Consider the following 24750-nt stretch of genomic DNA (forward strand, 5'->3'; position numbering starts at 1 on the left):
CACAAAGACATATTTTTCGAATGTATTATTTTTTTAATTAATTCAGTTAAAAACATATTGTTTCATAATTTTTTTGAACATAAAACTGAGGTAAATAATTATCACCTGTAAAAAATAAGTAGTGTAAAAAAGTACTAAACCCGGGTAGGTTTTCGGACCACACCATCCACTTGAAAATAAGATATAATTAGTTTTTCGTGAACGCTGTTTGGCTTTGAAAAACACAATTGTGAGTCACATGAGGCGGTGAGACAAAAAAGCAGTACCGGGTAAGACAGGTTAAAAATCAGCGTTTCTTATAGCTTTGTAAAAATATTAAACTGGTAATCATGGTCATATCGGGTGGCACGGCAAATATTGATCAACGTCATGGCACCAATAATATTAGATCAACCCCTGGTCTTTCAATCGCTGTACAAGGGTACTGATATTAGCTGTATCATGTTCGCTTTTTAGGTAAATCTCAGTTAGCAAAACCGTTTCCTGATCCAAAATAATATAGGTGATTACTCTTGCGCCGCCAGATTTGCCTTTGTTGGTTCCCGAAATTGACATACGGATTTTATAGAAATTATTTCCCAGTTCGGTGCCCATCCTGGGATCGACGGCTAAATCAGCAACCAGTTTAGTTATATCGCTTTTTATTCCAATATGCTTTTTGGCAATTCTTTTTGCTTCTTTTGCAAATTCTGAAGCGATGACAACCTTATAGCTCATTTAAAAACTCACTTGCATCCTGGAGTTTGATTTTGCCTTCTTTGTACAATTTAATCTCCTCCGCAGATTTTCTCAGACGGTCATAAATCACTTGTTCGGATTTAGATAACGCCTTGCCAGCAGCATCAGGATGCTGATCTATATTGTAATCCAAACCAAAAGCGTCCAAAACAGCTTTAATGGCCTTTTCGGTCTTTTTGTTGTCAATATTTACAGTAAGCGTTGTCATCATAACAAAAATACAATATTCTTTAGACAAGAAAAATATAAATGGTAAAATCGCGTATTGTGCACCTCCGGGTCACCGGGTTATGCTGTAGCAGCACTGTCTCACCGGTAATGTGAAAATGTCCCATCGCTTTCAGTTATTTACAAATGCATAAAAAAAATAATTTTTATGTGTGTTGAGGAAAAGAATGTGCTCTATTACTATAACAACCAATTATAAATTTCATGACTCCAAAGGAATATATTTCATTATATGAAAAATGTAATGCCGGCAATTGTACTGTTGACGAAAAAAAACTATTGGAGGAATACCAGGATAATTTTGAGCTTACTGAAGGCGAATGGAATGCCGGCATGGGTACAAAAGAGGAGGTAAGATCAGCTATTTATAATAAACTGCAGAAAAACATAGGCGGTGCTCCGGTGAGAAAATTGGTCCCTGCCAGGTATTGGGTGGCAGCAGCCAGTGTGATTTTGGCACTATCAGTAAGCCTGTTATTATTTAGAGATAAGAAAGCCAGTGAAGTACGGACAAATAACCCAACAGCGTATATAAAGCACGATATTTTACCTGGCGGCAATAAGGCCATACTTACACTGGCAAACGGCAGCAAAATTATACTGGGAAATTCAGGGCGCATCACATTAACCAACCAAGGGCAGGCAACTATTAATAAGTTGAACAATGGCCAGTTGGTTTATAGCGTCAACAGTAAACAGGCCCAAAGCACCACATTATATAATACCGCAACCACGCCAAAAGGCGGTCAATATGAGGTAGTGCTTTCTGATGGCACAAAAGTGTGGCTTAACGCGGCATCTTCATTAAAATACCCGGTTGTGTTTTCAGGTAATGAGCGCCATGTTGAGTTAACAGGCGAAGCCTATTTTGAAGTGGCAAAAAATAAGAAAATGCCTTTTTCGGTAGCTGTAAAAGGGACCAGCATCCAGGTTTTAGGGACTCATTTTAATGTAATGGCCTATGATGACGATAGCAACATGATAACAACCTTACTTGAAGGTTCAGTAAAGCTGAGAAAAGAAGGCGCAGAAACATTGTTAAAACCCGGACAGCAGGCCGTACTTGCCGATGGACAAGCTAACTATCGGGTGTCAGAGGTAAATACCGATGAAGCAGTGGCCTGGAAAAATGGCTATTTTATATTTGATAACGAAAACATCCAGAGTATTATGAAAAGAGTTGCACGCTGGTATGATGTGGATGTGAAATATAACGGTGCAGTAAAAGATCAGGATTTTGGAGGAGCGGTTTCCCGTTTTTCAAATGTAACCGAGTTATTAAAAGTATTGGAGTTAACCGGAACTATTCACTTTAAGATAGAAGGGAGGGCTATCACAGTTATGCCTTAAAACCATAGCTAAAACCTAAAAAGCCAGGAGCGTTAGAGCGCCCCTGACTTAAGCACTGCCAGGCAGCGCCAGGTAAAATACATTAATTGCTTCAACAACCAATTGTAATTTAACCCTATAAACAAATGTATAAACTTTACACTGTATTTATATGCAGGTATATCCTTCGCATACAAAATAAATTTCTGCTCATTATGAAACTCACCTTGGTTTTATTGATATCGGGCATGTTACATGTGAGCGCCAGCACCTACGCTCAAAATATTAATTTATCCGTAAAGGAGGTGTCTTTAAAAAAGGTTTTTAAAGAATTAAGGCAGCAAAGCGGTTATAACTTTTTGTATAACTCAAAAATGCTGAATGAAACCGTCCCGGTTAGCTTATCAGTTAAAAACATGCCTATTAATGAAGTGCTTGATAAGTGTTTCAATAACCAGCCCGTAACGTACCTGATTGTTGATAATACGGTTATAGTTAAGAGAAAAACAACCGTATCAGCATCAGCCGCACGGCAAATTACTATTTCCGGTACCGTAAATGATATAAAGGGCGATCCTATCCCCGGTGTTAATGTAAAGCTAAAAGGCACACAACAAGGCACAGCTACCGATTTGCAGGGTAACTATAAGTTGAATGCGCCCAACGGTGACGGAACACTGGTATTCAGCTTTATTGGCTTTGAGACCAAAGAAGTAACTATAAATAATAACATGCACATTAACGTTACTTTAAAACAGCAGTCGGCCGCGCTTTCAGAAATTGTGGTTACTGCCCTTGGTGTAAGGCGTTCTGAAAAGTCGCTTACTTATTCAACGCAACAGGTTGACGGGGATGAGTTAACAAGAGTAAAAAGCGATAACCTGATGAATGCGCTGAACGGAAAAGTAGCAGGCTTATCCATTTCGCCAAGTGCTTCGGGTGTAGGAGGTTCTGTAAAAGTTATTTTAAGAGGTAACAGATCCGCCAATGGCAATAACCAGCCATTGTATGTTATTGACGGGGTGCCTATTACCAATGGCTCAAATGCCAATATGCAGCCTACCGGAACATTCGGTGGTAGCCCTGATGGTGGAGACGGCATCTCAAACCTTAACCCTGAAGATATAGCCAATATATCGGTACTTAAAGGCGCCGCTGCCGCAGCTTTGTATGGCAGCCAGGCGCAAAATGGGGTAATATTGATCACTACAAAAAAAGGAAGGGCCGGAAAAGCGCAGATCAGCTATTCTTCAACCTTTGCTGTGGATCATGTTGCATATGAACCGCAGTTTCAAAATAGCTACGGACAAACAAAAAGCGGTGCAATTGATAGCTGGGGAGCCGGTATTTCTGGCAGCCAGGATAATTTGAAGAACTTTTTTCAAAACGGCACCAACTGGACTAACGCAGTAAACCTTTCGGCCGGATCAGAAGTGGCGCAAACTTATTTTTCATATGCCAATACACATGCAAAAGGTGTGGAGCCTGGTAACGTGCTTGACCGTAATAACTTTAATTTAAGAGAAACTGCAAAGTTTTTCGACAATAAATTAACAGTTGATGCAAATATTAACTACATCAATCAAAAGATAAATAACTCGCCGAGTTTTGGCTTATACCTAAATCCATTAACCGGTTTATACCTGTTTCCAAGAGGATTAGATATCAATACTTATAAAAATAGCTACCTTTTTGATAACCAAACCGGATTTGCACGCCAAAACTGGTTCACCAATGATAATTTACAGCAAAACCCATGGTGGATAATAAACAGGGATCCAAACTTCGGAACCCGTAACCGCGTTTTATTAAACGGAAGTGTTAGATATGATGTGGCCAGTTGGTTGAGCATCCAGGTAAGGGGCAATGTCGACCGCACAAACGACAACTATGAACAAGACAGGTACTCGGGCACCAATTCATTATTTAACTCGAACGGGAATGGTTTTTTAAATTTAAGCGATCAAACCGTTGAACAAAAGTACGGGGACCTGATTGCAAACTTTACCGTTCCAATGCACTCGCCTTTTAAAATAAATGGTTTAGTGGGTGGTAGTATTACAGATAATATTACCCGCGGGCTTTCACTGAATGGTAACCTTTCGACCCCTGACTTTTTTACACCAGGTAATGTTATTGCTTCATTAGGCGGAACTACTTCCAACACAACCAGCAATACAGTAGGGATAGCGCCAAACCATAGCCAGCTGCAGGCGTTATTTGGCAATGCCAACTTTTCGTACCAGGATTGGCTGTATCTGACAGTTACCGGCAGAAATGATTGGTCGTCAAACCTGGCGTTTACACCCAATGTTTCTTATTTCTACCCTTCGGTGGGCTTGTCTGCCATACTTAACCAGGCTTTAAATTTACCTAAGGTTATAAACTATGCAAAAGTAAGAGGTACTTATGCAGAGGTTGGTAATACTATTCCTCCTTACCTTACTTCGGTGCAAAACACACAGAATGCTGCAGGGCAATTGGTTTTTAATACGGCAGCAGCTTTCAGAACACTGAAGCCTGAAAGAACAAAATCTATTGAATTAGGAACTGACCTTAGGTTTTTGGATAACAGGCTTAACTTTAGCTTTACGTATTATAAAACCAATACCCGCGATCAATATTTCCCGGTACAGCCAATTACAGCTTCGTTGTTTTCAACCGGCTATGTTAATGCAGGCAATGTGCAAAATAGCGGTATAGAATTCATATTGGGTTATGAGGTTGTGCGTGGTAAAGATTTTACCTGGAACACCGCCATAAACGGTGCTAAAAACACCAACAAAATTATTGATGTTGATAGCAAGGACGGGATAAACTCATTTGTTTTAACAGGGAATGGCAACAATAATTATGAGTCGCACCTGGCCGTTGGCGGATCGTATGGCGATATCTATGGTTATAGCCTAACCCGTGATTCACAGGGACGGATTGTGTTAAACGGAAGCGGAACTGCTGCAAACCCATACACACCACAGGCAAATAAAACATTTTCGCTTTTAGGGAATCCAAATCCAAAATTTCAATTAGGATGGAGTAACAGTTTTGATTATAAAAACTTCAGCCTGAGCTTCCTGATTGACGGAAAATTTGGCGGACAGGTATTGTCAATGACCCAGGCTATTCTGGATCAGAATGGTGTATCAAAAGTAACCGGCGATGCACGCAACGCGGGTGGTGTAAAAGTTAATGGTGTGGATAAAAGCGGAAACGTTGTAAGCACAGTAAATGCCCAGGCCTGGTACCAAACTATTGGCGGCAGAGATGGGATAACCGATCAATACATTTATAGCGCAACGGTTATACGGTTACGTGAAGCAGCTATTGGCTATACCATGCCGATATCAAATAGCGCTTTTAAAAGTGTTAAAGTTTCTGTAACAGGCAGAAACCTGGTTTATTTCCATAAGAAAGCACCTTTTGATCCTGAACTAACCATGTCAACAGGAAACGGGCTTTCGGGTGTTGATGTGTTTAACCAGCCGGCAACCCGCAACGTAGGTTTAAACTTAAATGTTTCGTTTTAATCACTGATCTCAATTTACTAGTCATGAAAATAAACTTAAAATATATAATAGCAGGCGGACAACGTAATTATAAAATTATGGCGTCAGCTTTAATTATACTTGGTGTAAGCAGTTGCACCAAAAACTTCGAGAAGTATAATACCAACCCCAATGCACTTTCCGTTAATCAAACCATAGCCATACTTCCAACGGCATTTGGCCCGTTGGAGCAGGCTATATACAGTAACTACCAGGTGGCTCAAAACTTAAGCGCCGATGCTTACTCTGGCTATATGATGTCTCCTGATCCTTTCAGGGGAGGCATTAATAACTTAAATTATGCTTTGGTTGATGGCTGGAACCAGGCAGGTTTTAATGATCAATATAACCTGGTTATGGGGCCGGTAAGTAAAATAGCAGCTACCGGAGCCAGGACAAAAGCGCCCGATCTTTGGGCAGTTGCCCTATTAATACGGGTTGAAGCGATGGACAGGGTTACAGACCGGTTTGGACCGATCCCCTATAGCAAAGCCGGAACCGCCATTACCAGCATTTCGTATGATGATCAAAAAACGGTTTATCAGCAATTTTTTAGCCAGATAGATACAGCGGCCAATAATTTGCAAGCTTATATTGCTGCCAACCCGGGCAAAAAGCCATTGGCCGGCAGCGACCTGATATTTAACGGCGATTATACAAAGTGGCTTAAGTTTGCCAATTCCCTTCGTTTACGTTTAGCTATGCGCATTGTAAAAGCAGACGCTGCAACTGCTCAGCAACAAGCCGAAAAAGCAATGAGCGCAGTAGGTGGGTTGTTAACAACTCCGGCAGATGATGCAGCCATAGCACAATCAGGCGGCAGATCAAACGATCTTTGGGTGGTAACTGATCCTTATGATGATAACCGGATGGGAGCGTCTTTTCAATCCTATTTAACAGGGTACAATGACCCCCGCTTACCCGTATATTGTAAACCGGCCACTGATGCGCTTTTTGCGGGCCAGTACATCGGCATCCGCATTGGAAGCAATATCCTGTCAAGGCCCGATTATGATACCTATGCAAGCTTAAACACCGCAACTACGTTTACGCAAACAGCGCCTCAATTAATAATGACCGCTGCCGAAATGTGGTTTTTAAAGGCTGAAGCTGCTTTACGCGGCTGGGCTGGTGCAGGCGATGCACAAACTAATTATGAAACCGGGATTGGTACCTCCATGCAGCAATGGGGTGTATCCGCAGGTAGCTATATCAGTAATACAGTAAGCAAACCTGGTGCTTATACCGATCCTAAAAACAATGTGAATAATTCACCAGCGCTTAGTTCAATCACCATAAAATGGGATCCGCTTGCGGGTAATGAGCAAAAGCTGGAACGCATTATTACCCAAAAATGGCTGGCTATATTTCCTGATGGACAGGAAGCTTGGGCAGATTACCGCAGAACAGGATATCCTAAATTATTTACCGTGGTAAATAATAACAGCAACAACACTATTGATACACAGATCCAGATCAGGAGACTCCCTTTCCCTACCAGCGAATACAATAATAACGGTGCGGCGGTTAAAAACGCGCTCACCTTATTGGGCGGTGCGGATAATGGCGGCACCCGGTTATGGTGGGATGTTAATAAAGCTAATTTTTAACAACCTAAACCAATCACTACAATAAGCGGCGTTTTTATAGACCCGCTTATTGTTAAATCAATTTAAAGGATGGATAAGAATTTTGGATGTCTCAATCCATTTGTTAAACAGGCAGGGATATAGCAACAGCTGAAACAAAACTTAAACAGCCAACTGTTGTACTATTATATGTTAAACCAGTACTATGCTAAAGTGCATAGGCAACATAAGAATAGATTTTAAGATGTCTGTATAGCACGCATTAACAATAACTCAGAATGAGAACTGGGTTGAGTTGATTGGTTTAGTTGATTAACCTTAAAGAGCCCTTTTTTTAAAGGGTTCTTTTAAAACCTTAGATAATAATATGAAACAACAATGAGATAGAAGCTTTAACCGCGCTGATCAAATACCAACCTTATCATTAAAACATCGCTTAAATAAAAACTAACGCCTATTGTAAAACCAACTGAGAAAACAGCATACAATTATAACACCAATTATAAACCGTAAAATCAAAAAAACAATGAGAAAAGCTTATTTTTTGCCACTAAGCAATATGTTATTGCTTGGTGGGGTGCTACTTTTAACAGCCCAATCATGTAAAAAGGATGTTGTTAATAACGGTAATCCGCAAAGTATAGGGAACTTTAAAAGTAACCTTGCCGCTGCAAATACCGATAGTATTTTGATCGCCTATAAAAAAACCAACCACGAAATTTCTGCCGGCTTTTACAGGTCATATGGATCTCCTACTGGCGGCGGTGCTGATATATCGGGGATGGCGGCTTTGCCGGACAGCCTTGATGTTGCCATTGCTTTTGGATTTGGGAGCGGTTCTTCTGCTAATGAACAAACGCAAATGAAGAATACCGTGATTCCTGCTTTACATGCTAAAGGAACTAAAGTAATTGTTACCGGTAATCTGGATATCGCCTCGGGTGTTCCGCATACTACGGCAGGATACCAAACAACGGCGAAAACGATAATGGATAGCATTGTTAATAAATATGGTTTTGATGGGTTTGATATTGATGTTGAAAGTAACCCTACAGGAACTACATTAACAGATATGACAGGGGTTTATACAGCGCTTTCAGCTTACCTGGGCCCAAAATCAGGAACTACAAAGCTGCTTACCTTTGATACCAACCAGGGCGGAAGCAATAGTCTTTTTCGGAATGTTTACACTATGGTTAGTTATGTATGGTTCCAGGCTTACGGCCAGGGAACATCCAATCTTCAATCTACCATAAATACTTTTACGCCATATATCAGTTCGACCCAATTTGTACCAGGGTTTTCATTTTATGAAGAAAATGGTTATCCAACTAATTATTGGGATGATGTTACCTACCCTGAAAATGGTACAGGCAATGCCTATAACATGGCAAGATGGGAACCAAGCAGTGGTAAAAAAGGCGGTGTGTTTGGCTATGCCATTGACCGCGACGCCCCACTTACTTCAATGCATGATAATACGAACCGGCCTGCAAATTACAGGGTAACTAACGACCTGATCAAAATTATGAATCCTGTTGGTGGCGGAACCGGAGGAGGCGGTGTGGTTTTTTATCAAAATGTGAGCGATGCAGGTACGGCAACATCAGCTATCCCCAAAGGCAGTTATACCTTAACGCAGCTACAAAGCTATGGTTTTGTGAAAAACTGGGCATCTTCTGTTATCATCCCGGCAGGTTGGAAGGTAATTATGTATACATCCAGCAGCTTTACAGGTACTTCATGGACACTTACATCCAGCAATTCAAACTTTACACTGCTTAGCCCCAGTGCTAATGATAAAGTAAACTCAGTTAAAATTCAATAGACATTATTTTATCTCTTAGGTACTGGTTATATAACCAGTACCTAAGGATTTGCTCAAATAAATTTTACAGATACCAAATTAAAACAACAGGCCTATGGATAAATAAAAAACAGCGTAACTAAATCAATAACCAATTTTTTAATAAACCAAAAAAATAAAAAATGAGAAAAAAAACTATGTTTCTAAAAAAGGCTGCAGTAGCTGCAGTTTGTTTTATGCTGATATTTATTTCAGCTTGTAAAAAAGATGCTATGAAAGCTCCTGATACTTCAACAACGCTGTCAACAGCTGATAAGCTGAAGACTGACGCAATTGGTGTTAGCGGGCCCAAAGCGGTTTGCTATGTTGAAGTAAACAATTATGATATCAGGGATGTGGGTAAATACAAATTATCAACCGGTCAGCAACTATTTGATATCGCTATAATTTTTGCAGCCAATATCAATTATAATACAACCACCCAAACAGCTGTTCTATCTTACAATACTCAAACACAGGCGGTGCTTACCAGTCATACTACTTATATCCAAACGCTGCAGGCTAAGGGGGTAAAAGTATTATTGTCTATTTTAGGTAACCACCAGGGGGCAGGGATCTGTAATTTTCCATCCCAGGCGGCCGCAACGGCGTTTGCCCAATTATTAAGCAATGCGGTTACCACTTATGGACTTGACGGGATTGATTTTGACGATGAATATGCTGATTATGGAACTAATGGAACCGGTCAGCCAAATTCAAGTTCATTTGTTTATTTAGTAACCGCACTTCGATCGTTAATGCCATCAAAAATCATTTCATTTTATGATTACGGACCGGCAGCTTCACGTTTATCCTTTAACGGCGTAACGGTAGGTTCAAAAGTAAACTATAGCTGGAATGCCATATATGGAACCTATTCTGTACCCAATGTACCAGGTTTGGCTAAAAGCAGCTTAGGGCCTGCAGCTATTGATATTCAAAGTACCAGTGCATCTACAGCTGCTTCTTTAGCTACGCAAACCGTAAATAATGCTTATGGCATTTATTTATGTTATAATTTATCTGACGCTGATACGCATACTTATTTAACCAGTGTGTCAAATGCGCTTTATGGAAAGAGCACAACTTATGCGCCATAAGCAATAAAAGCGTGAGCCACTTACAAACAACAGTACACGTTGTTTTATATTTTCATCTAATTGTTGTAAAGAACAGACTTACGGGCCTGTTCTTTATTATTATAACCCCCCCGGCGCATGCTATTTGCAAGTCAATAATCTGTGTTGGGAAAAGTTAAAATCAAACGCATGTTTTATCCCATCCGCTAAAATAAATACTTGATTTTCAATTTTTTTTACTTACTTAGAGTTAAATATGATCTATAAAGCAATATTATTTGCTTATAGCCCCCTAACTTACAAAACCTTTTATCGCAAATAGTTAACATCACACATCATTACCATGTTGCAGGGTCTTTATTTATACGAAATCATTTTGATGATTACCGGCGGGATTTTATTTCTTGCCTTGGTTTTTGCATTGATCTGGAATGTTATTAAAGGTAAAAGCATTGTTGCTTTGCTTCCTTTCTTTTTTCTGCCAATTGTGATGATCGGGTGGACGGCCATAAAATCCTTTAGTTATGACAATGGAAAAATAAATATCGAGAAGACGGCGAATGAGGTTGCTAAAAACCCCGCTGATACCACTTTGCGTGTGAAATTGGAAAAATCAATTGCTGCATTTGACACCACACGGGCAGCAAATGATCCTGTTGCACTCAATAATATTTCCAGCGCTTATTACGCTTTAGGAAAATACAACGAGGCAAGTATTTATAACCAAAAGGCATTGTCAATAAATCCTGGTTTGCCGCAGGCAATTAATTTAAAAGCCGGGATAGAAAAGCAAGTTGCCGTAAAAAACAGTTTCGAACATAGTATCCGGCAACTGAATAATAGTGTAGCGGCTGCAGATAGCAGCAAAGCTGCTTTAACCCCTGAGGCCACACAAAAAATTGTAGGGATTTTAAAAACAGTGAAACAGCCCGTTTATACAGATGAAAAATCAAGTTTGGTGATTGCCAAAGCACTTGCCTTGGTGAATAAAAACGAGCAATCTATGCAGGTGGTAAATAAAGTATTGGAGGCCAATCCGCAATCGCAGGAAAGCTTGCAGTTGAAGAAAAATATTGAAACCGGGAAGTTTAAAACTGTAGCAGTAGATTCAGCGCAAACCAAAAGCCTGGATAGTAAGAAATTTAATTTTATTATTAAAAAGGCCCCGCCTGTTAAACAATAAAATCCAATCCCTGTATACTCATTATGGCCTGGTTCCTGAATATGAATGTTTCGGATCTGCAGAAATTCATGGAGCAATTATATACACAAGAGCTTGTACAATTAAAATAAAACAAATCACTCAACTAATATCAATTAGTTGGGTGATTTTGTTTTCCGAAATTTAAATGCAGCTTTCACGCTAAGATTCACTTTGCTTTATGCCCGTTTCACCAGGAAGCGTTTTCTCAGCCATTCGCGAACGGGCTCATCATAAAGTTTAAGCGATGCATAGGCAATAATGATACTAACAACAAACAACAACACGCCAAACCAAATGCCATAACTCATCGGTACTTTATTTTTCGCCACCCAGCCGGTGTATAAGTAGATCAGCGGATAGTGGGTGATATAAAGTGGGTATGAAATGGCCCCAAAAAACTTGCACACTTTCATAGAAAGCTTTCCGGTTATATTTCCCCCGGCACCAATGGCAACAATCAGCGGGAAAACAACAATAATACTGAATGCTTCATACAAGCCATTCATCCAAAGGTGTTCGCTGCCGCCTATCCTTGGAATAGCCAGGACAATTGCGATTAGCAGGCTGCACACCGCAAAAGCGCCTTTAATATGGATCAGCTTGCCCATGCGGCAAAGCAATACCCCTGCAAAAAAAGGATAAAGCAAACGGGCAAAGCTAATATGAAGATGGAGTGCGTTAAGGCTCCACCCGCCAATAACATCGCCCTGCGGCCCCATTAGCAAATACTGGATAAGGAGCAAGGCAGATAATATTACAAATACGGCAAGTAGTTTTTTAGAGAATTTACGGATAAAAAGGGCGTAAAGAATATTGGCAATATATTCGAAAAATAACGACCAGGCGGGGCCGTCCAACGGGTTCATTTCCTGCCAACCGCGAATATCCATTGATAGTGGCAACGGGAGCATCGTAAAACCAACGACCATAACAAGCAGCATCTGCCAAACAGGTGTTGTACTGATGGTCGGGAATACCGGGGAGGCCTGGAAGTAAAAAAGAGCCGCCCCAATGATGGTACCCATAATAACCATGGGCTGCAAGCGAATGAGCCGTCGTTTATAAAAATCCCATTGGGTCATTTTCCCCCAACGATCATCATAAGCATAAGCCACAACAAAACCCGACAACAGGAAAAAGAAATCAACCGCTAAATAGCCATGATTGATGATCTGGTGGAAACGATCTCCCGAATAGGTTTCAAGAACATGAAAGGCAACTACAATAAGGGCGGCTACACCACGTAACCCGTCAAGGATCTGGTAATGACTTTTTGTTTCGAGATAGGCAGGCATTTTGGTCATAAATAGTCTAAATTGGATACAGGGATGGTTTTGTTAGTTTATAATTTGTCCGCTATGGCGAACGTGGTTTGAATCCACAAGATGCTTTAATTTTATTGGAAATGCAATGGGGGGAATCAGGAAAAGTCTTCGGTAAGAAAAAAATCTCAAAAAATTTGCGCAACCGAATGGTTGTGTTTATATTTGGCAACCATTTGGTTGTATTATGATAGAAAGAAGAGATGTTTTTCAGGCAATAGCAGACCCAACAAGAAGAATAATTATACAGAAACTGTTGCGGGGACCGCTAAATCTTGCCGGAATTGGAGAAGATTTTGGCATTAGCAGACAGGCGATTGCCAAACACATTAAAGTGCTTAATGAATGCGGGATGATCTCTGTAACCCAAAAAGGGCGGGAACAATTTTGTGAAGCCCGGCTTAGTCAGCTGGATGAGGTTGCTGATTGGGTTGCAGCGTCACGTAAGCTTTGGAGCCAGCGTTTTGAGAAATTGGACAAATTCCTTGAAGAAACAAAAAAACAAAATATATGAATTCGGACAACAAAGAACTCTTTATTAGCCATCTGTGTGATGCACCGCGGGAAATTGTATTCCGGGCATGGACAGATCCCCGGCAATTAATCAATTGGTACGCACCTGATGGATGTACCATTGAATTTAGGGCTATTGATGTTACACAAGGCGGCAACTTTCATTCCTGTATTCATGACCCTGTACATGGTGAGTGTTGGATCAAAGGCACCTATTTGGAAGTTGTGCCAAACCAAAAGCTTGTTTTCACTATGGTTATGTCGGATGAAAACGGTAACTCGGTTAGTTCAGTTAAAGCCGGGAAGTCCGAAGATTGGCCTGAAGAGCAAGTAACAACTGTCACCTTTGAATCTATTGGTGAGCAAACCAAAGTTTCCATCCATCAGACCGTTTCGGAAGAAGAAGCGAAGAAAACGGGTGCTTATCAAGGCTGGATCAAGATGCTTAACAGGCTTAATTTATTGCTGAATTGAAAAAGGATCAGCAATGGTTTCTTACAATATGCTCAATCAAAATTAATAAAATGAAAAAGACAATCGTATATGCTGTTTTAGCACTGCTGATATTACCATCGTTCAAAAACGTAAGCCGATCAGCAGGATATAGTAATCAAATTAAGGCGGCCGCAAAGGATACCCTGGTTCCCGGAAAAGGCTATTCTGAAGTCAACGGAATTAGAATGTATTATGAAATTTATGGACAAGGCAAGCCACTTGTTTTGATTCACGGTGGCGGCTCTACCATTCAAACAACATTTGGAAGGATTATCCCAATGCTCGCCAAACACAGGAGAATTATAGCTGTTGAGTTGCAAGCTCATGGAAGAACTGGTGACAGAGAAAAAGATCTGTCCTTTGAGCAGGACGCAGACGACATTGCGACACTTTTGCAGCATTTGAATATTGATAAAGCAGACTTTTTTGGTTTCAGTAACGGGGGAACAACTGCTATGCAGATAGCTATTCGTCACCCAGAAATAGTTGATAAAATCGTTTTGGGTTCTGCACTGTGCAAACGCAATGGAGTTCCTGCACAGTTTTGGGATTTTATGAAACAGGCAACTTTAGCCAATATGCCCGAACAGCTAAAAGAAGCTTATATAAAAGTTACCCCAAACCCTAAAGGCCTGCAAATAATGCATGATAAGGATGTAAAAAGGATGGTGAATTTTAAAGACATACCAGACGAGCAGATCGAATCTATTAAAGCATCAACCCTAATTATCATAGGCGACCAGGATCTTATAAAACCAGAGCACGCTATAGAAATGCACAGACAGATTGCCGGCTCAGAATTAGCTATAATTCCAGGCGTGCACGGTGAATATATCGGTGAAATAACAACACTAAAATCAGTTTCTAAAGAAGCGGTCTTTGTTATCCCAATGATTGAAAGTTTCCTTGATAAATCAAAAACAAAGGAATGACAAGCTGCATTAATTTGGGGGGAATGTAATGTGGGATTTAGGGAAAATTAGAGGACGTTTCATAAACCTTTTCAATTGGTAAATTTTGAATCGATTAGCTTAATGAATAGCTGAATACAAAGCAGTAAATGGAAAAGCCTCAAATCTTTCGACTTGAGGCTTTCAAATTTTAATTAATAGCATATGCGTTTTTCCATTCAAGTGGTTCAGGAAAATCAAACATATATGTTTCTATGCCATATTTACTTATGAAATTATACCATTTAGATAAATAATCTTCCCCTAACCCCATTCCCCAAAACAGATCAAGATTATCTGTCGAAGGAAAAGCAATCCAGGGCGGAAATATTAAATCCGGATTGTCCGAAATCTTTATCAATTCTTCCCTTATGCGCATTAATAGTATTCCAAGCATGTTTTTGCCACTTCCGTCACCAGCATCTGCCCAATAATTATCATTGATGGTATGCTCAATAATGGTTTTATCGCCAGTTTCCAAAAGGATTTTTTTTAACTCCGGGTGCTGCAAGAATTTTGCTTTTAGCCCTTTGTACATCACTTTGTTTTTTATTTCCTCCCATTCCTCCTTTAGTTTATTATTTCTGTTCCTTCCTTCTTTGGCTGCATCCATGGGAGAGTTTAGTAATTTAATCTTGTCCCGAACATTGAAATCATCAAATTTACTTGCCTGGAAGTAATGTTCTACTGTTGGCCAAATCTCACCTTCAAGCAATATTGGTGATGGCTTAAAGTTGGAGAATTCCCCATAAGGGTCATTTACTTTATAAAATTGAATAATTTCTGTATTTTGCATATACTTTATGAGTACTTATTCAAAATAATTAGGATAAACACGATATTGGGTTTTGGATATAAATTCTAACCGCCTTTTTTCATTTTCAAAATCAAATTCTTACTAATTGTTATTATTGTATCTTACAAATATTCCAACATTTCCACCTTTAGGATCTTCACTATACTGAACACTTCCCCATCTGTATACATGTTCGCCTCCTATGCTTTTGAGCCTATCTTTAATTATAGCCTTCTTTTTCTCGGTTATTTCATATTCAGGAAAGTCATTTTTTGCACCTAACCCAATACTTACATAAAGAATTTTTCCTTTGTGAAATGTAAACAATACTGCGGTTTCACCATTATCAAAAAATGGAATACGATAGGATATGTAATCTTCATTGTTTACCGCTAATATCACATAATGCTGCTTTTTCAAATTTTCAATATCAATGATTGAAAAGAATGTGGTTATTTCTAAATCATCAATAGTGACAGTACCGATAGCTTTGTCTGGTTGAATCATTTTAATGATATTGGATACAAAAGCTGTAAACTTGAATTATTAAGCACAAGTATTTTTTGAATACTTTTAAGTATAAAAGAGTTCTAAATTTTATTAATTGGTGAATCAATAACTTCCAAAACTTTAACATTCCCAATTACAATAGGAAATGTTCCTAGACAAAATTCATCTCCTCTCAAAACCGGTCTGTTTAGATAATTGGAAAGGAACATAATATTAACAATGGTTTCTTTATTTATAGCTATTGGAACCTCACTATAAGTTTCACTAGGTGTAGAATATCTCGCCTCCTTTTCCCATAAAGACATTCTGACTTTATTTTTGATAGGAAACCTAAAAAATTGCGCAGCGTTATCATTAAAAATCACTAAGGCCTTAATTTCAATACTTGGTATTTTTATCATAGTAAAACATTTTATTGTTAATGTAACCATTCCCACTTAATAACCGAATTAAATATTCCTAGATTTTGTGGTAAGACAGTGCCTCCTGGGAAATTATCAATGCTTGGTTGCCCATTAAAAAAAGGATCTGGTGGTTCATTAAATAAATAGTTAGGGTGTCCCGGTGTAATATAGGATGTAGGAATCGTAACTTTAATATCATACGGTTTAGCAAGAAAAGAGTTCTTCCACATAGTAAGACCTGAATCACCTATCCAAAATTGTTTTCCATCAAAAGAATTCGCAGAAGTAGAAAAACCGCCTAATGAATTTATAGAATTTCTCTCATTTGGCCCTAGGTTCCTGTATAAAGTTGACATCCCCTCTCCTAAAGTGCTTGTTGAACTTTCTGCAGAGCCGTTTACACTGCTAAACGCTCCCTCGCCCGTAAAAAACGCCGCAGTAGAAGCTAATCCTAAAACAGCTCCACCAACATTATCTTGTTTAGCGGCATTTGTAAAATCTATAATACCCCCAAACGGAGTTAGATGTAATAGAAAATTCCCTAGTCCACCACCGTGACCACTGGAACCACTACTATTAAGTGATGAATAAAAGTCTCCTCCATCTTCAGCGTCTGAACCATGGCCCCTGTATGGATTGTTCTTCTCCAAATCATGAGCCATATCATTCATCGCCTGCTTCAACATAATCGCTGGCGTAGGATCATACGATGTAAAGCCATGCTCATAATCATAAACATAGTCCTCTGGCTCTCGGAAATAAGAAAATTGAGAAGCTCGGCTAATATCAGAGGAAACTGCGTTGGCATATGCAGTAGAATAATCATAACTAAAATTGCCATCAGGATCTATGTTTCTCACCGGGTTATTGTACGCATAGCTATATGGACTCCATCGCCTGCTTTTATCGGCATCATTATCAATAGCATTCCACCTGGCGGTTGCTGGATTTAAATAGCGGGCACCATAATTGTATTCGTTCAGATCTGACGAATATTCCTTCCCATTAAACTTATATTGGTATTGTGGGTTTGCATCAAGATAAGCGATCTGTCTTCCGAATGCATAATAATCCGTTGTTTGAACAATATCGTTTGCTGCTGAGAATGAGCCGCTATTATCTTCATCTCCAAACATTGCCCGCACGTTGCCTAAATGATCTACTACCTGGTACTCCAGTAAATACCCGCCTGTAATAGGCCGTACCCGTCCCTCCTCCGTGTGTATAAAGTTTATGGTATTACCTACATATTCTATCCCATGTATATAGCTCCGGTCCTCGCTGACCGTTGTTCCCTGCTTGATTATCCTTTCAAATTCCTCGCCGCTGCTTGAATAGGCAAAGCTGATGGTTTTGCCCGATGTAAATGTAATTAGCGAGGGGAGATTAAGCTCATTGTAGATAATTTGCTGAACACCTGTCTTTGTATTTGCCGTTTCACTACCGCTGGACTGATAGCTAAATGTGCTTGCGTAGTTTTCTGTTCCTCCATTGTCGGCAACACTTAAAAGTAAATTCCCTCTTTGGGTGCCGCTTCCGTAGTTATATGCCAGTTTATTTAAAAAGGTGCTGGCCGTTGCATTTCGATTGAGTGAAAGTATGTTGCCCAGTTCATCGTAACTTATCACTTCGTTGTAGGTGTCATTTCCCGAAGGAGCTTTATAGTAAGATGCGGTTAGGCGGTTCAATCCATCATAGTTATATACATAGCCTTTAAGCTCCTGCACCATGGAGGTATTGGGTTTTGCCAGCGTTTGCCAGCTCATCGTGCTGATATTGCCATTAAACTGCGGGGTAGTACCGCTAAACGAAGTATTAGGCTGATCATAGTCAACCTGCTCTGCAAATAAGCTGGTACCTAAACTGTTCGGATCATTTATCTTTGTTAGCCACCCCCTGATATTATAGCTGTAGTTAATGGTCTGCAGATACGGATGGATAATGCTTGCCTTAAACGTAGCACCAGAACTAACAGAAAAATTTGATTGCAAGACAATACTGTTCGAAGCATAAACCATTTTAGTCCCGGAACTTATCGCATCTGCTGTTCCCAATGTGATGTTTGCCGCTGATGGCACGCCTGCTGGCTGCCCAGGGGCATGCAGGCTTTTCCGGTAGAGCTGTCCCAACTCGTTATAATCGTATTCCGCCAGGTTAATAAGCGGCCCGCTGTCGTACTGTTGCTGCAACAAGATCTTCCTCCCCGAATGGTCATAGCCGTAAAACGTGTTAATGGTCAACAGAAGCGCAGAAGAGAGATAATGCGTCCGGGTGCTCTTGACAAGCGAGTTGTCAAAGCTATACTGATTCTGAATAATATCATAGTTCCCTGAATTAGTGCCCCCTGTCTTGTAGGACTGGCCAACGGTTTTTACTGTTCTTCCATAAGTATCATAATGATTGATGCTCAATAAATAGGTAGTTGATGGTGCACCCAGCACATTGGTGATACTTCCGGTAGTTAACCCTTCAGGAGAATTAAGAATTGTATCTGCGGATGGAGCCGTAAAAACAGCTGTGTTTGGATTAATTGAGCTATTGCTTAAAAAGGAATAATTATCATAATAGCTGGCGGAAAGAACCTTTTTTGAGCTGCTAACGGTATTATCAGGATAACTTACGTCTGTATAGCCATAATTTGAAGTGGAATTACTAAAGCTTTCCCATAGCAGCGCACTTGAAAATGAATCTGCAGCACTTTGAAGCGTGCCTCGCAATGAAGCGGTCGTATAATCACCGGTCAATATAGCCCTTCCCCTGGAATCATACTTGGTAAATGTCCAAAGGCCCAAGCTAGTCTGGGTCGAAGTCTGGCTTAGAACAACTTGATCAAGTCGGTTATAAACATAGTACTCCCAGCCCTTTCCAGGAACTTTCTTCTCTGTCAGCCTGTTCCGCCCGTCATAATGGTATCCATAAAAGAAATTTGTAAATACGGCGTCAGTTTCGACGAAAGATGAAGGGAGGCTTACCGCTACGGGAACGGTTGGCAATGGAGGGATTACGTAACGTAGGTTTCCGGCATTATCATACACATAATAAGTGTTCAGATATGTCGATGGCCCGTTCTGCACTTTCTTACAAACCATCTTTCCACTGAAATCGGTGTATTGCGTGACCGAATTTCCGTTTTCATCAGTAACAATAGCCGAAAGGAGCATACCGGAATTATACGTTGAAGCATAAGCGCCATTGCCATTGGTATTTAAGATCCAGTAGACTACTTCATATGGGGCATTTGCGCCATAGCCATTTTGAACGCTGTGTCCGCCTCCCTGTATCCAGGTTGAGCCTGGATATCCTTTCTCAACAACCCGTTCCAGGGGAGAATTATCATAGCCGGACTGACTGGTAGAGTTAGTCGAAGTTGCGATATTCGGAGCGCCCGGAGTGGATGGATTATAATAAATTGCCTGATTGGTTAAAGGGTTTGTCACGTAGCTTCCATTATTTGTACCAGGAGCGGTATAGGGAAGATACGTTGTAACCGGTCTGCCTACCGGGTCATAAGCGGCGGGCTGTATCACATCGTTCATGCCGGGTGAGGCCGATTGCATAACCGTTTGAATTGGCCTTCCTTCCTGGTCTTCATAGGTAATTGTAACCTTCTTTTGCCCAATGGGGAGGGCAGCAAGTGAGGTCGCTGACACAATATTGGGCACCCTAACATCTGTTTCCTTCAAGTAACTATATCCGCTGCTTGCCGGAAGATCAACGCTTACCGGTAATAAGCTAGCCCCACTAGGGGGGCCACAATTTCCTATCGCCCTTACCCTGATAATTGCGGTCCCTGAAAAATCAGGATTCCAATTGAACGACGCAGTGGCTGTTCCTGTTCCGTTAAATGTTCCCGCTACAGCCGGTGATACTTCCCATAAATAGGAAACGGCATTTGCCGCCCCGCCAACAGTATACGTTGAACTGCCAGCAGCCCCTGCTACCCTGCTTAACGGGCCCGTAATAGAGCCAGGAGCTCCCACATTTGGCGCTGCATTAATGGTCGGACACGGGAGTGTTGCCGCTCCGCAGGTATTGCTTATTTGGACAGTATACGTCCCCACAACGGAGGCGGAATAGGTTGGAGATGTTGCACCGGGAATAGCGGGCCCGTTCAAGAACCATTGATAGTTATAAGACCCTGGTGCGGTTGGGTTAACGGTAAATGTAACGGGCGAGCCGCTGCAAACGTAGGAGCTGCTAGCCGTAACTGTTCCTCCGGGAGTAGGTACAAAAGTTACCCCCGCGCCAGAAATAACGGTAGGTGAGCAACTGCTTCCAAATTGCGAGGCGACAACCAGAAAAGTCCCTCCGCCACCGCTGCTACTGCTGGTAACTGTTCCAACAGTAATAGAGGAGCCTGTGCCATTTACGGGGGAGCCATAGTTAGACCCGTTTACCTGAAGCTGGTAGGTCACGCCTGATTGAGATCCTGAAAGGGTCATTGTTGCTGAACCACCGCAAATGTTGCCGCTTGGAGAAAGCGTATAATTGTTAAAGCATTGGGCTAAAGCAGAAACGCTGATTAAACATAGGAGGCAAATGCACAAACAGGAGTTGATTAATACTTTAAAGCGAATCATATAATGTGATGTGTTAAGATTTGTTGATAGGTTGAACCATTATTGCCCTTGAAAGTAATAGACATAATTTTTGATAATATTGCCTTTCATATCCCTTGTATTTATGAGCCTTTTATAATCGTCATACTCATACGAAACGGTTTGACCCTTGCTGTCTCCTGAACTGGTCATTCCAGCAAAGGGCTCGTAGGTGTATGTGGTTATCAGCGCATCCGAAGGATAAATACAAACATCATCGTAAGCGTCACCTCCTGATAAAGACATCGAGGTGCCGGTGTATATTTGGACACCGGAATACTTCCAAACGCCGCCATTTCTGTACCAGTAGCTGATAACATAGCTTTTACTATCCGGTATAGTCAACCCTGCCGTGTAAGTACTGCCTGAATAAAAATGGGTGCCAGTGTGCGCTGCTCCGGTTACTACATTGCTTAATGCACTTTCTTCAAAGCTGTCATAAAGGAATTCCGTGCTTTTTGCATTTTTTGCCTGTGCAATAAGGTAATTCTTCCCATAGCCATACAAATAAGAGCTTTGGCCATCTGCGGTATAGGGATTGTTGCTTTCTGTAAGATTGCCTTGCGTGTCATATTTCGTAAATAGTTGCACTTGTTCTAAATGCGGGTCAATAACTTCTGTTTCGCTGCTTGTCCCCGGAGTTACGCTATAACTCTGGTAACCACTTTTTAAGAGCGATTGACTTGCCGTAAGGCGGTATTGTGAGGATGGTTTAACCGTTCCACTGGGGGTTGCAGCATAACGGGTCAGGCTTACACCCAATAATGTTTCTTTGCCGGTGCCGTCAATTACAGAAGTGACTGTTTCAGTCGGTTGCGCAATGATATTGTTTAAAACCAGATAGGAGACTGGGCGGCTTGATGTAGCCGAACCTGGTATGCTGGTCAGCACGTCGAACGGATAACGGTAGGTCGTCTTTTCAGTGTTGCCGTTGCTTAGTGTCCGCATTTTTGAAGCGAGCATATTGTTCCCGGAATAGAGCGTATAAGTATAATTTTCTGATGAAGAAGAGGCCCCTGTAAGTGTACTGTTTATGTAAAAATTATTCGTAGTAGCTTTCGATGTAAGCAATAAGTCTCGCGTCCAAAAATCAGCCACACTATTGTAATAATAACCTACGATGCCATTTATGATCCTTTGAGCATAGGCTTTTATGCTTTTGACATCGCCAATCGGAGTGGAGAGCGTATAAGTATTAACCGCCTTTTTAACAACATTTTGATTAATATCAATATCTTCTTCTGACAAAACTTTGCCACGCGCAAAAGCGTAAGAAGTCTGCGGAAATTGGGGTGTTGTTTCAAAAGCTGAGCCATCATTTTCAGTATTGTTGTAAAATAGCTTTTTATTTACCACATCTGGATAATCGCTGAAATTGGTAAACTTATACCGTACTGAACTACCGTCGGCCTTTGAAACAGTTACATAAGAATAGCCTGTCTGCACACCTCCTAAATCAGCCAGGGAAGTAAGTGATTCAGAATAATAAAACGCATCACTTACAATGCAGTTTGCACTTCCGGCTATAAGTAAATAGTCTACACCCAGGGTGTAATTATTAGGAGATAGGTACAACTGGCCGCTTGAATACCCAGTAGCCGGATCGTTATAGCTATAATTTTCGGTTCCTGTGTTTACCCCGTTAATAAAATTGCTGATTTTCCTGATTCGCAGTCCGCCGGTGAGGGGGCTTGAACTTACACCGGCATAATCATTTTGTTCGTAAAGGAAATTAGTTACGCCACCGTACACGTTGGTTACTGAAGTAAGTATGTTGGCAGCTGTCTTTATAGGGTCTGGGGTCTTGTCTCCTCCGTTATAGCCCTCAATATTAGATGTTCCGGCATTGGAATTATAATATCCCCAGTAATCCGTTTGAATCGAATTACGGGCAGGCAGGTTTTGCGTTGTGTTATACCCAAAGCTATACAGCTTAAGACTGGTGCCATTTTGTACAGACAATTGCTGGATATTTGAAAGCGCTTGCCGGACCTGGGTTCCGTCACCGGAAGTAAAAGATGTATAATTAAGCTTAAATTTATATTCCATTAACCCGTTTTGTAGCGCGTCTATTTCTACGAGGTAAGGCGAATTTGAATTATAAAGAAAGTCGACTTCAAATATTGAGGACGTTATCTTGCTTAAATAAAGAGGAACCGGAATGGTTGTATCCGTATTCTCACTCCATGCAGATGAAGAATGATTTGTTGTTGAGCATTGCCCGGCTACGGAAATAGGAGGGACGTATACATTTAAATAGTTCGAAAATGTATGAGAGGGGAAACTTTGATATTGGAAGTTTATTACCTGGCCATCCGCTGTTACAATTTTACTGATATACCAGCTTGATATAAAATTATGTGTTGTGTTTTTGGAACGCCCATGCTGGGTGACATTACTTGTTTCTGTTGCCCCGTCTCCAAAATAATATTGGTTTCCGGCCATGTCACGGATGATCCAGTCTTCAAGTCCCCCTGCCATACGTCCGGTAGTTCGGTTAAAAGGGCTGTAATCAATACGCAGTCCGTAGGATGATTGCAGTACGGGGTTTCCGTTCTGATCCAACTCAAAAACTCCCGAAAAATTAAGAAATGAAAAGAAAAATTTATCCGGTTCTGCATCCCATGTTTGCGCCATAATATGGTTAAAATATGGCGTATCCAAAGTGGAATATGTTTTGTCGCCGATATGATTAGATCCGCAGTAGCCGTTTGGGTCTTCATCCGGAAGGCTTTGGACATACCGCGTGATAACCCCACCACCCTGAAATTGCCAGCCGATACCCACAACGCCATCCATGTCCTGTACCTTTAGTCCGGACGAAGAATAATTGACTCCTATAGGAATCTTAATTTTTGAAATTGTAGGGCTGTATATTGGAGCACTATAGGTTACCCGTCCCGAATAGTAGTTCACGTTATAACTTCCCAATAAACTGGAGGAACTAGTGGCATTAGGAGAAGGCGGTGAAGTGCTGTTAACGTTTGCAGGGGCGCTTTGAGAATAACAAGTGCAGGCTGTTCCTGTCAATAAGAGAAAAAGGATGAAAAGTAATCGCTTCATGGATATTGCGTATGATAAGTTTAGAAATAAGGGCAAAAGTCAATATTCAATACCCTCAATTATCCCTAAACACCTATCAATTTCAATAACCAAAAGCTCTATTAATTGCTTCCATAAATATAAAGGGTTTATTTTTTCTAAAGCAACTATTTTAATATAAATAGCATTGGATAACTAAATGTAATGGATTAGTACCTGCCTTTGCTTGGGACATGCCATGAAAATTACTTTCTGCTAATTACCACATCAAGCACCAACTGCAATTTTAATATTTCCGCTGCCTGAAGTTTGTAACTTCGGATGAGTATGCCAGTAGATTACATTTACAGTAAAATAAAAAAGGCCCGCGCTGGCGTCGGGTATGACGGGCTGCCAATAGCAATGGCTACGCGCATTGCAAGCCATTATTGGTTTCCCCCAACCCGCTGTGCTACCTCCTCTCGCGCAGCCTATGGCCGGCATAACAGAGGGATAAGTAGTTCTTACAAAAAGTACTGACACCAATTTGTCAGCACTTTTTACATTTTTTAGGGTAGCAAAT

Annotated in this window: 17 protein-coding genes; 9 read left to right on the forward strand and 8 right to left on the reverse strand. The window is 40.8% G+C overall.

The window, feature by feature from the left end:
* Positions 1-384: 384 nt before the first annotated feature.
* Together BUE31_RS18595 and BUE31_RS18600 are read right to left on the reverse strand one after the other, a co-directional pair.
* The gene (locus tag BUE31_RS18595; RefSeq protein ID WP_073405330.1) at positions 385-717 is read right to left on the reverse strand and encodes a hypothetical protein; all 333 of its coding nucleotides are present in this window, start codon (positions 715-717) and stop codon (positions 385-387) included.
* Positions 707-976, reverse strand: a complete 270-nt coding sequence (locus BUE31_RS18600) for a hypothetical protein (RefSeq protein WP_143167172.1) — start codon at positions 974-976, stop codon at positions 707-709. Before BUE31_RS18600 ends, BUE31_RS18595 begins: the two co-directional genes overlap by 11 nt.
* Before the next feature lie 194 nt (positions 977-1170).
* On the opposite strand from BUE31_RS18600, the gene BUE31_RS18605 reads away from it, so the two are divergent.
* The 6 genes from BUE31_RS18605 (at position 1171) to BUE31_RS18630 (ending at position 11537) form a co-directional block, all read left to right on the forward strand.
* Positions 1171-2316, forward strand: coding sequence for a FecR family protein (locus BUE31_RS18605; RefSeq protein ID WP_073405332.1), 1146 nt, complete (start codon positions 1171-1173; stop codon positions 2314-2316).
* Positions 2317-2510: 194 nt separating this feature from the next.
* A complete protein-coding gene (locus BUE31_RS18610) occupies positions 2511-5822 on the forward strand; it encodes a SusC/RagA family TonB-linked outer membrane protein (protein ID WP_073405561.1) in 3312 nt (1103 codons plus the stop codon).
* A 23-nt stretch (positions 5823-5845) separates the two neighbouring features.
* On the forward strand, positions 5846-7450 hold the full coding sequence (locus tag BUE31_RS18615; protein ID WP_073405333.1) for a SusD/RagB family nutrient-binding outer membrane lipoprotein: 1605 nt from the start codon (positions 5846-5848) through the stop codon (positions 7448-7450).
* 505 nt (positions 7451-7955) lie between these two features.
* Complete coding sequence (locus BUE31_RS18620; protein ID WP_143167173.1) at positions 7956-9257, forward strand: EndoS/ChiA family endoglycosidase; 1302 nt, start codon at positions 7956-7958, stop codon at positions 9255-9257.
* A 161-nt stretch (positions 9258-9418) separates the two neighbouring features.
* Positions 9419-10375: an endo-beta-N-acetylglucosaminidase H gene (locus BUE31_RS18625; RefSeq protein WP_073405335.1), complete on the forward strand. Its 957-nt coding sequence runs from the start codon at positions 9419-9421 to the stop codon at positions 10373-10375.
* 358 nt (positions 10376-10733) lie between these two features.
* Positions 10734-11537, forward strand: coding sequence for a tetratricopeptide repeat protein (locus BUE31_RS18630; RefSeq protein ID WP_234997872.1), 804 nt, complete (start codon positions 10734-10736; stop codon positions 11535-11537).
* A gap of 197 nt (positions 11538-11734) precedes the next feature.
* Here the strand turns inward: BUE31_RS18630 and BUE31_RS18635 are convergent, their stop codons facing one another.
* Positions 11735-12862, reverse strand: coding sequence for an acyltransferase family protein (locus BUE31_RS18635; RefSeq protein WP_073405337.1), 1128 nt, complete (start codon positions 12860-12862; stop codon positions 11735-11737).
* A 205-nt stretch (positions 12863-13067) separates the two neighbouring features.
* On the opposite strand from BUE31_RS18635, the gene BUE31_RS18640 reads away from it, so the two are divergent.
* From BUE31_RS18640 to BUE31_RS18650, 3 genes are read left to right on the forward strand one after another with little or no spacing between them, the layout of a single operon-like run.
* Positions 13068-13394 carry an ArsR/SmtB family transcription factor gene (locus BUE31_RS18640; protein ID WP_073405338.1) on the forward strand — a complete coding sequence of 109 codons (327 nt, stop codon included), beginning with the start codon at positions 13068-13070 and terminating at the stop codon, positions 13392-13394.
* Complete coding sequence (locus BUE31_RS18645) at positions 13391-13867, forward strand: SRPBCC family protein (RefSeq protein ID WP_073405339.1); 477 nt, start codon at positions 13391-13393, stop codon at positions 13865-13867. The genes BUE31_RS18640 and BUE31_RS18645 overlap by 4 nt, the downstream gene beginning before the upstream one ends.
* Positions 13868-13917: 50 nt before the next feature.
* The gene (locus tag BUE31_RS18650) at positions 13918-14820 is read left to right on the forward strand and encodes an alpha/beta fold hydrolase (RefSeq protein ID WP_073405562.1); all 903 of its coding nucleotides are present in this window, start codon (positions 13918-13920) and stop codon (positions 14818-14820) included.
* A gap of 169 nt (positions 14821-14989) precedes the next feature.
* Here the strand turns inward: BUE31_RS18650 and BUE31_RS18655 are convergent, their stop codons facing one another.
* From BUE31_RS18655 to BUE31_RS18675, 5 genes are all read right to left on the reverse strand, one after another.
* Positions 14990-15634: an NADAR family protein gene (locus tag BUE31_RS18655; RefSeq protein ID WP_073405340.1), complete on the reverse strand. Its 645-nt coding sequence runs from the start codon at positions 15632-15634 to the stop codon at positions 14990-14992.
* 102 nt (positions 15635-15736) lie between these two features.
* Positions 15737-16141, reverse strand: coding sequence for a hypothetical protein (locus tag BUE31_RS18660; protein WP_073405341.1), 405 nt, complete (start codon positions 16139-16141; stop codon positions 15737-15739).
* 83 nt (positions 16142-16224) lie between these two features.
* Positions 16225-16545, reverse strand: coding sequence for a hypothetical protein (locus BUE31_RS18665; RefSeq protein WP_143167174.1), 321 nt, complete (start codon positions 16543-16545; stop codon positions 16225-16227).
* A gap of 17 nt (positions 16546-16562) precedes the next feature.
* On the reverse strand, positions 16563-21128 hold the full coding sequence (locus tag BUE31_RS18670; RefSeq protein WP_083620097.1) for a DUF6443 domain-containing protein: 4566 nt from the start codon (positions 21126-21128) through the stop codon (positions 16563-16565).
* 39 nt (positions 21129-21167) lie between these two features.
* Positions 21168-24209 (reverse strand): RHS repeat domain-containing protein, encoded by a 3042-nt coding sequence (locus BUE31_RS18675; protein WP_143167175.1) that lies wholly within the window; start codon positions 24207-24209, stop codon positions 21168-21170.
* Positions 24210-24750 lie beyond the last annotated feature (541 nt).

Source organism: Mucilaginibacter sp. OK098 (assembly GCF_900142915.1).
Taxonomy (GTDB): domain Bacteria; phylum Bacteroidota; class Bacteroidia; order Sphingobacteriales; family Sphingobacteriaceae; genus Mucilaginibacter.

Coding starts and splice junctions, on each gene's coding strand:
- BUE31_RS18595 (WP_073405330.1), bottom strand. CDS start 717: ATGAGCTATAAGGTTGTCATCGCTTCAGAATTTGCAAAAGAAGCAAAA.
- BUE31_RS18605 (WP_073405332.1), top strand. CDS start 1,171: ATGACTCCAAAGGAATATATTTCATTATATGAAAAATGTAATGCCGGC.
- BUE31_RS18610 (WP_073405561.1), top strand. CDS start 2,511: ATGAAACTCACCTTGGTTTTATTGATATCGGGCATGTTACATGTGAGC.
- BUE31_RS18615 (WP_073405333.1), top strand. CDS start 5,846: ATGAAAATAAACTTAAAATATATAATAGCAGGCGGACAACGTAATTAT.
- BUE31_RS18620 (WP_143167173.1), top strand. CDS start 7,956: ATGAGAAAAGCTTATTTTTTGCCACTAAGCAATATGTTATTGCTTGGT.
- BUE31_RS18625 (WP_073405335.1), top strand. CDS start 9,419: ATGAGAAAAAAAACTATGTTTCTAAAAAAGGCTGCAGTAGCTGCAGTT.
- BUE31_RS18630 (WP_234997872.1), top strand. CDS start 10,734: ATGATTACCGGCGGGATTTTATTTCTTGCCTTGGTTTTTGCATTGATC.
- BUE31_RS18635 (WP_073405337.1), bottom strand. CDS start 12,862: ATGACCAAAATGCCTGCCTATCTCGAAACAAAAAGTCATTACCAGATC.
- BUE31_RS18640 (WP_073405338.1), top strand. CDS start 13,068: ATGATAGAAAGAAGAGATGTTTTTCAGGCAATAGCAGACCCAACAAGA.
- BUE31_RS18645 (WP_073405339.1), top strand. CDS start 13,391: ATGAATTCGGACAACAAAGAACTCTTTATTAGCCATCTGTGTGATGCA.
- BUE31_RS18650 (WP_073405562.1), top strand. CDS start 13,918: ATGAAAAAGACAATCGTATATGCTGTTTTAGCACTGCTGATATTACCA.
- BUE31_RS18655 (WP_073405340.1), bottom strand. CDS start 15,634: ATGCAAAATACAGAAATTATTCAATTTTATAAAGTAAATGACCCTTAT.
- BUE31_RS18660 (WP_073405341.1), bottom strand. CDS start 16,141: ATGATTCAACCAGACAAAGCTATCGGTACTGTCACTATTGATGATTTA.
- BUE31_RS18665 (WP_143167174.1), bottom strand. CDS start 16,545: ATGATAAAAATACCAAGTATTGAAATTAAGGCCTTAGTGATTTTTAAT.
- BUE31_RS18670 (WP_083620097.1), bottom strand. CDS start 21,128: ATGATTCGCTTTAAAGTATTAATCAACTCCTGTTTGTGCATTTGCCTC.
- BUE31_RS18675 (WP_143167175.1), bottom strand. CDS start 24,209: ATGAAGCGATTACTTTTCATCCTTTTTCTCTTATTGACAGGAACAGCC.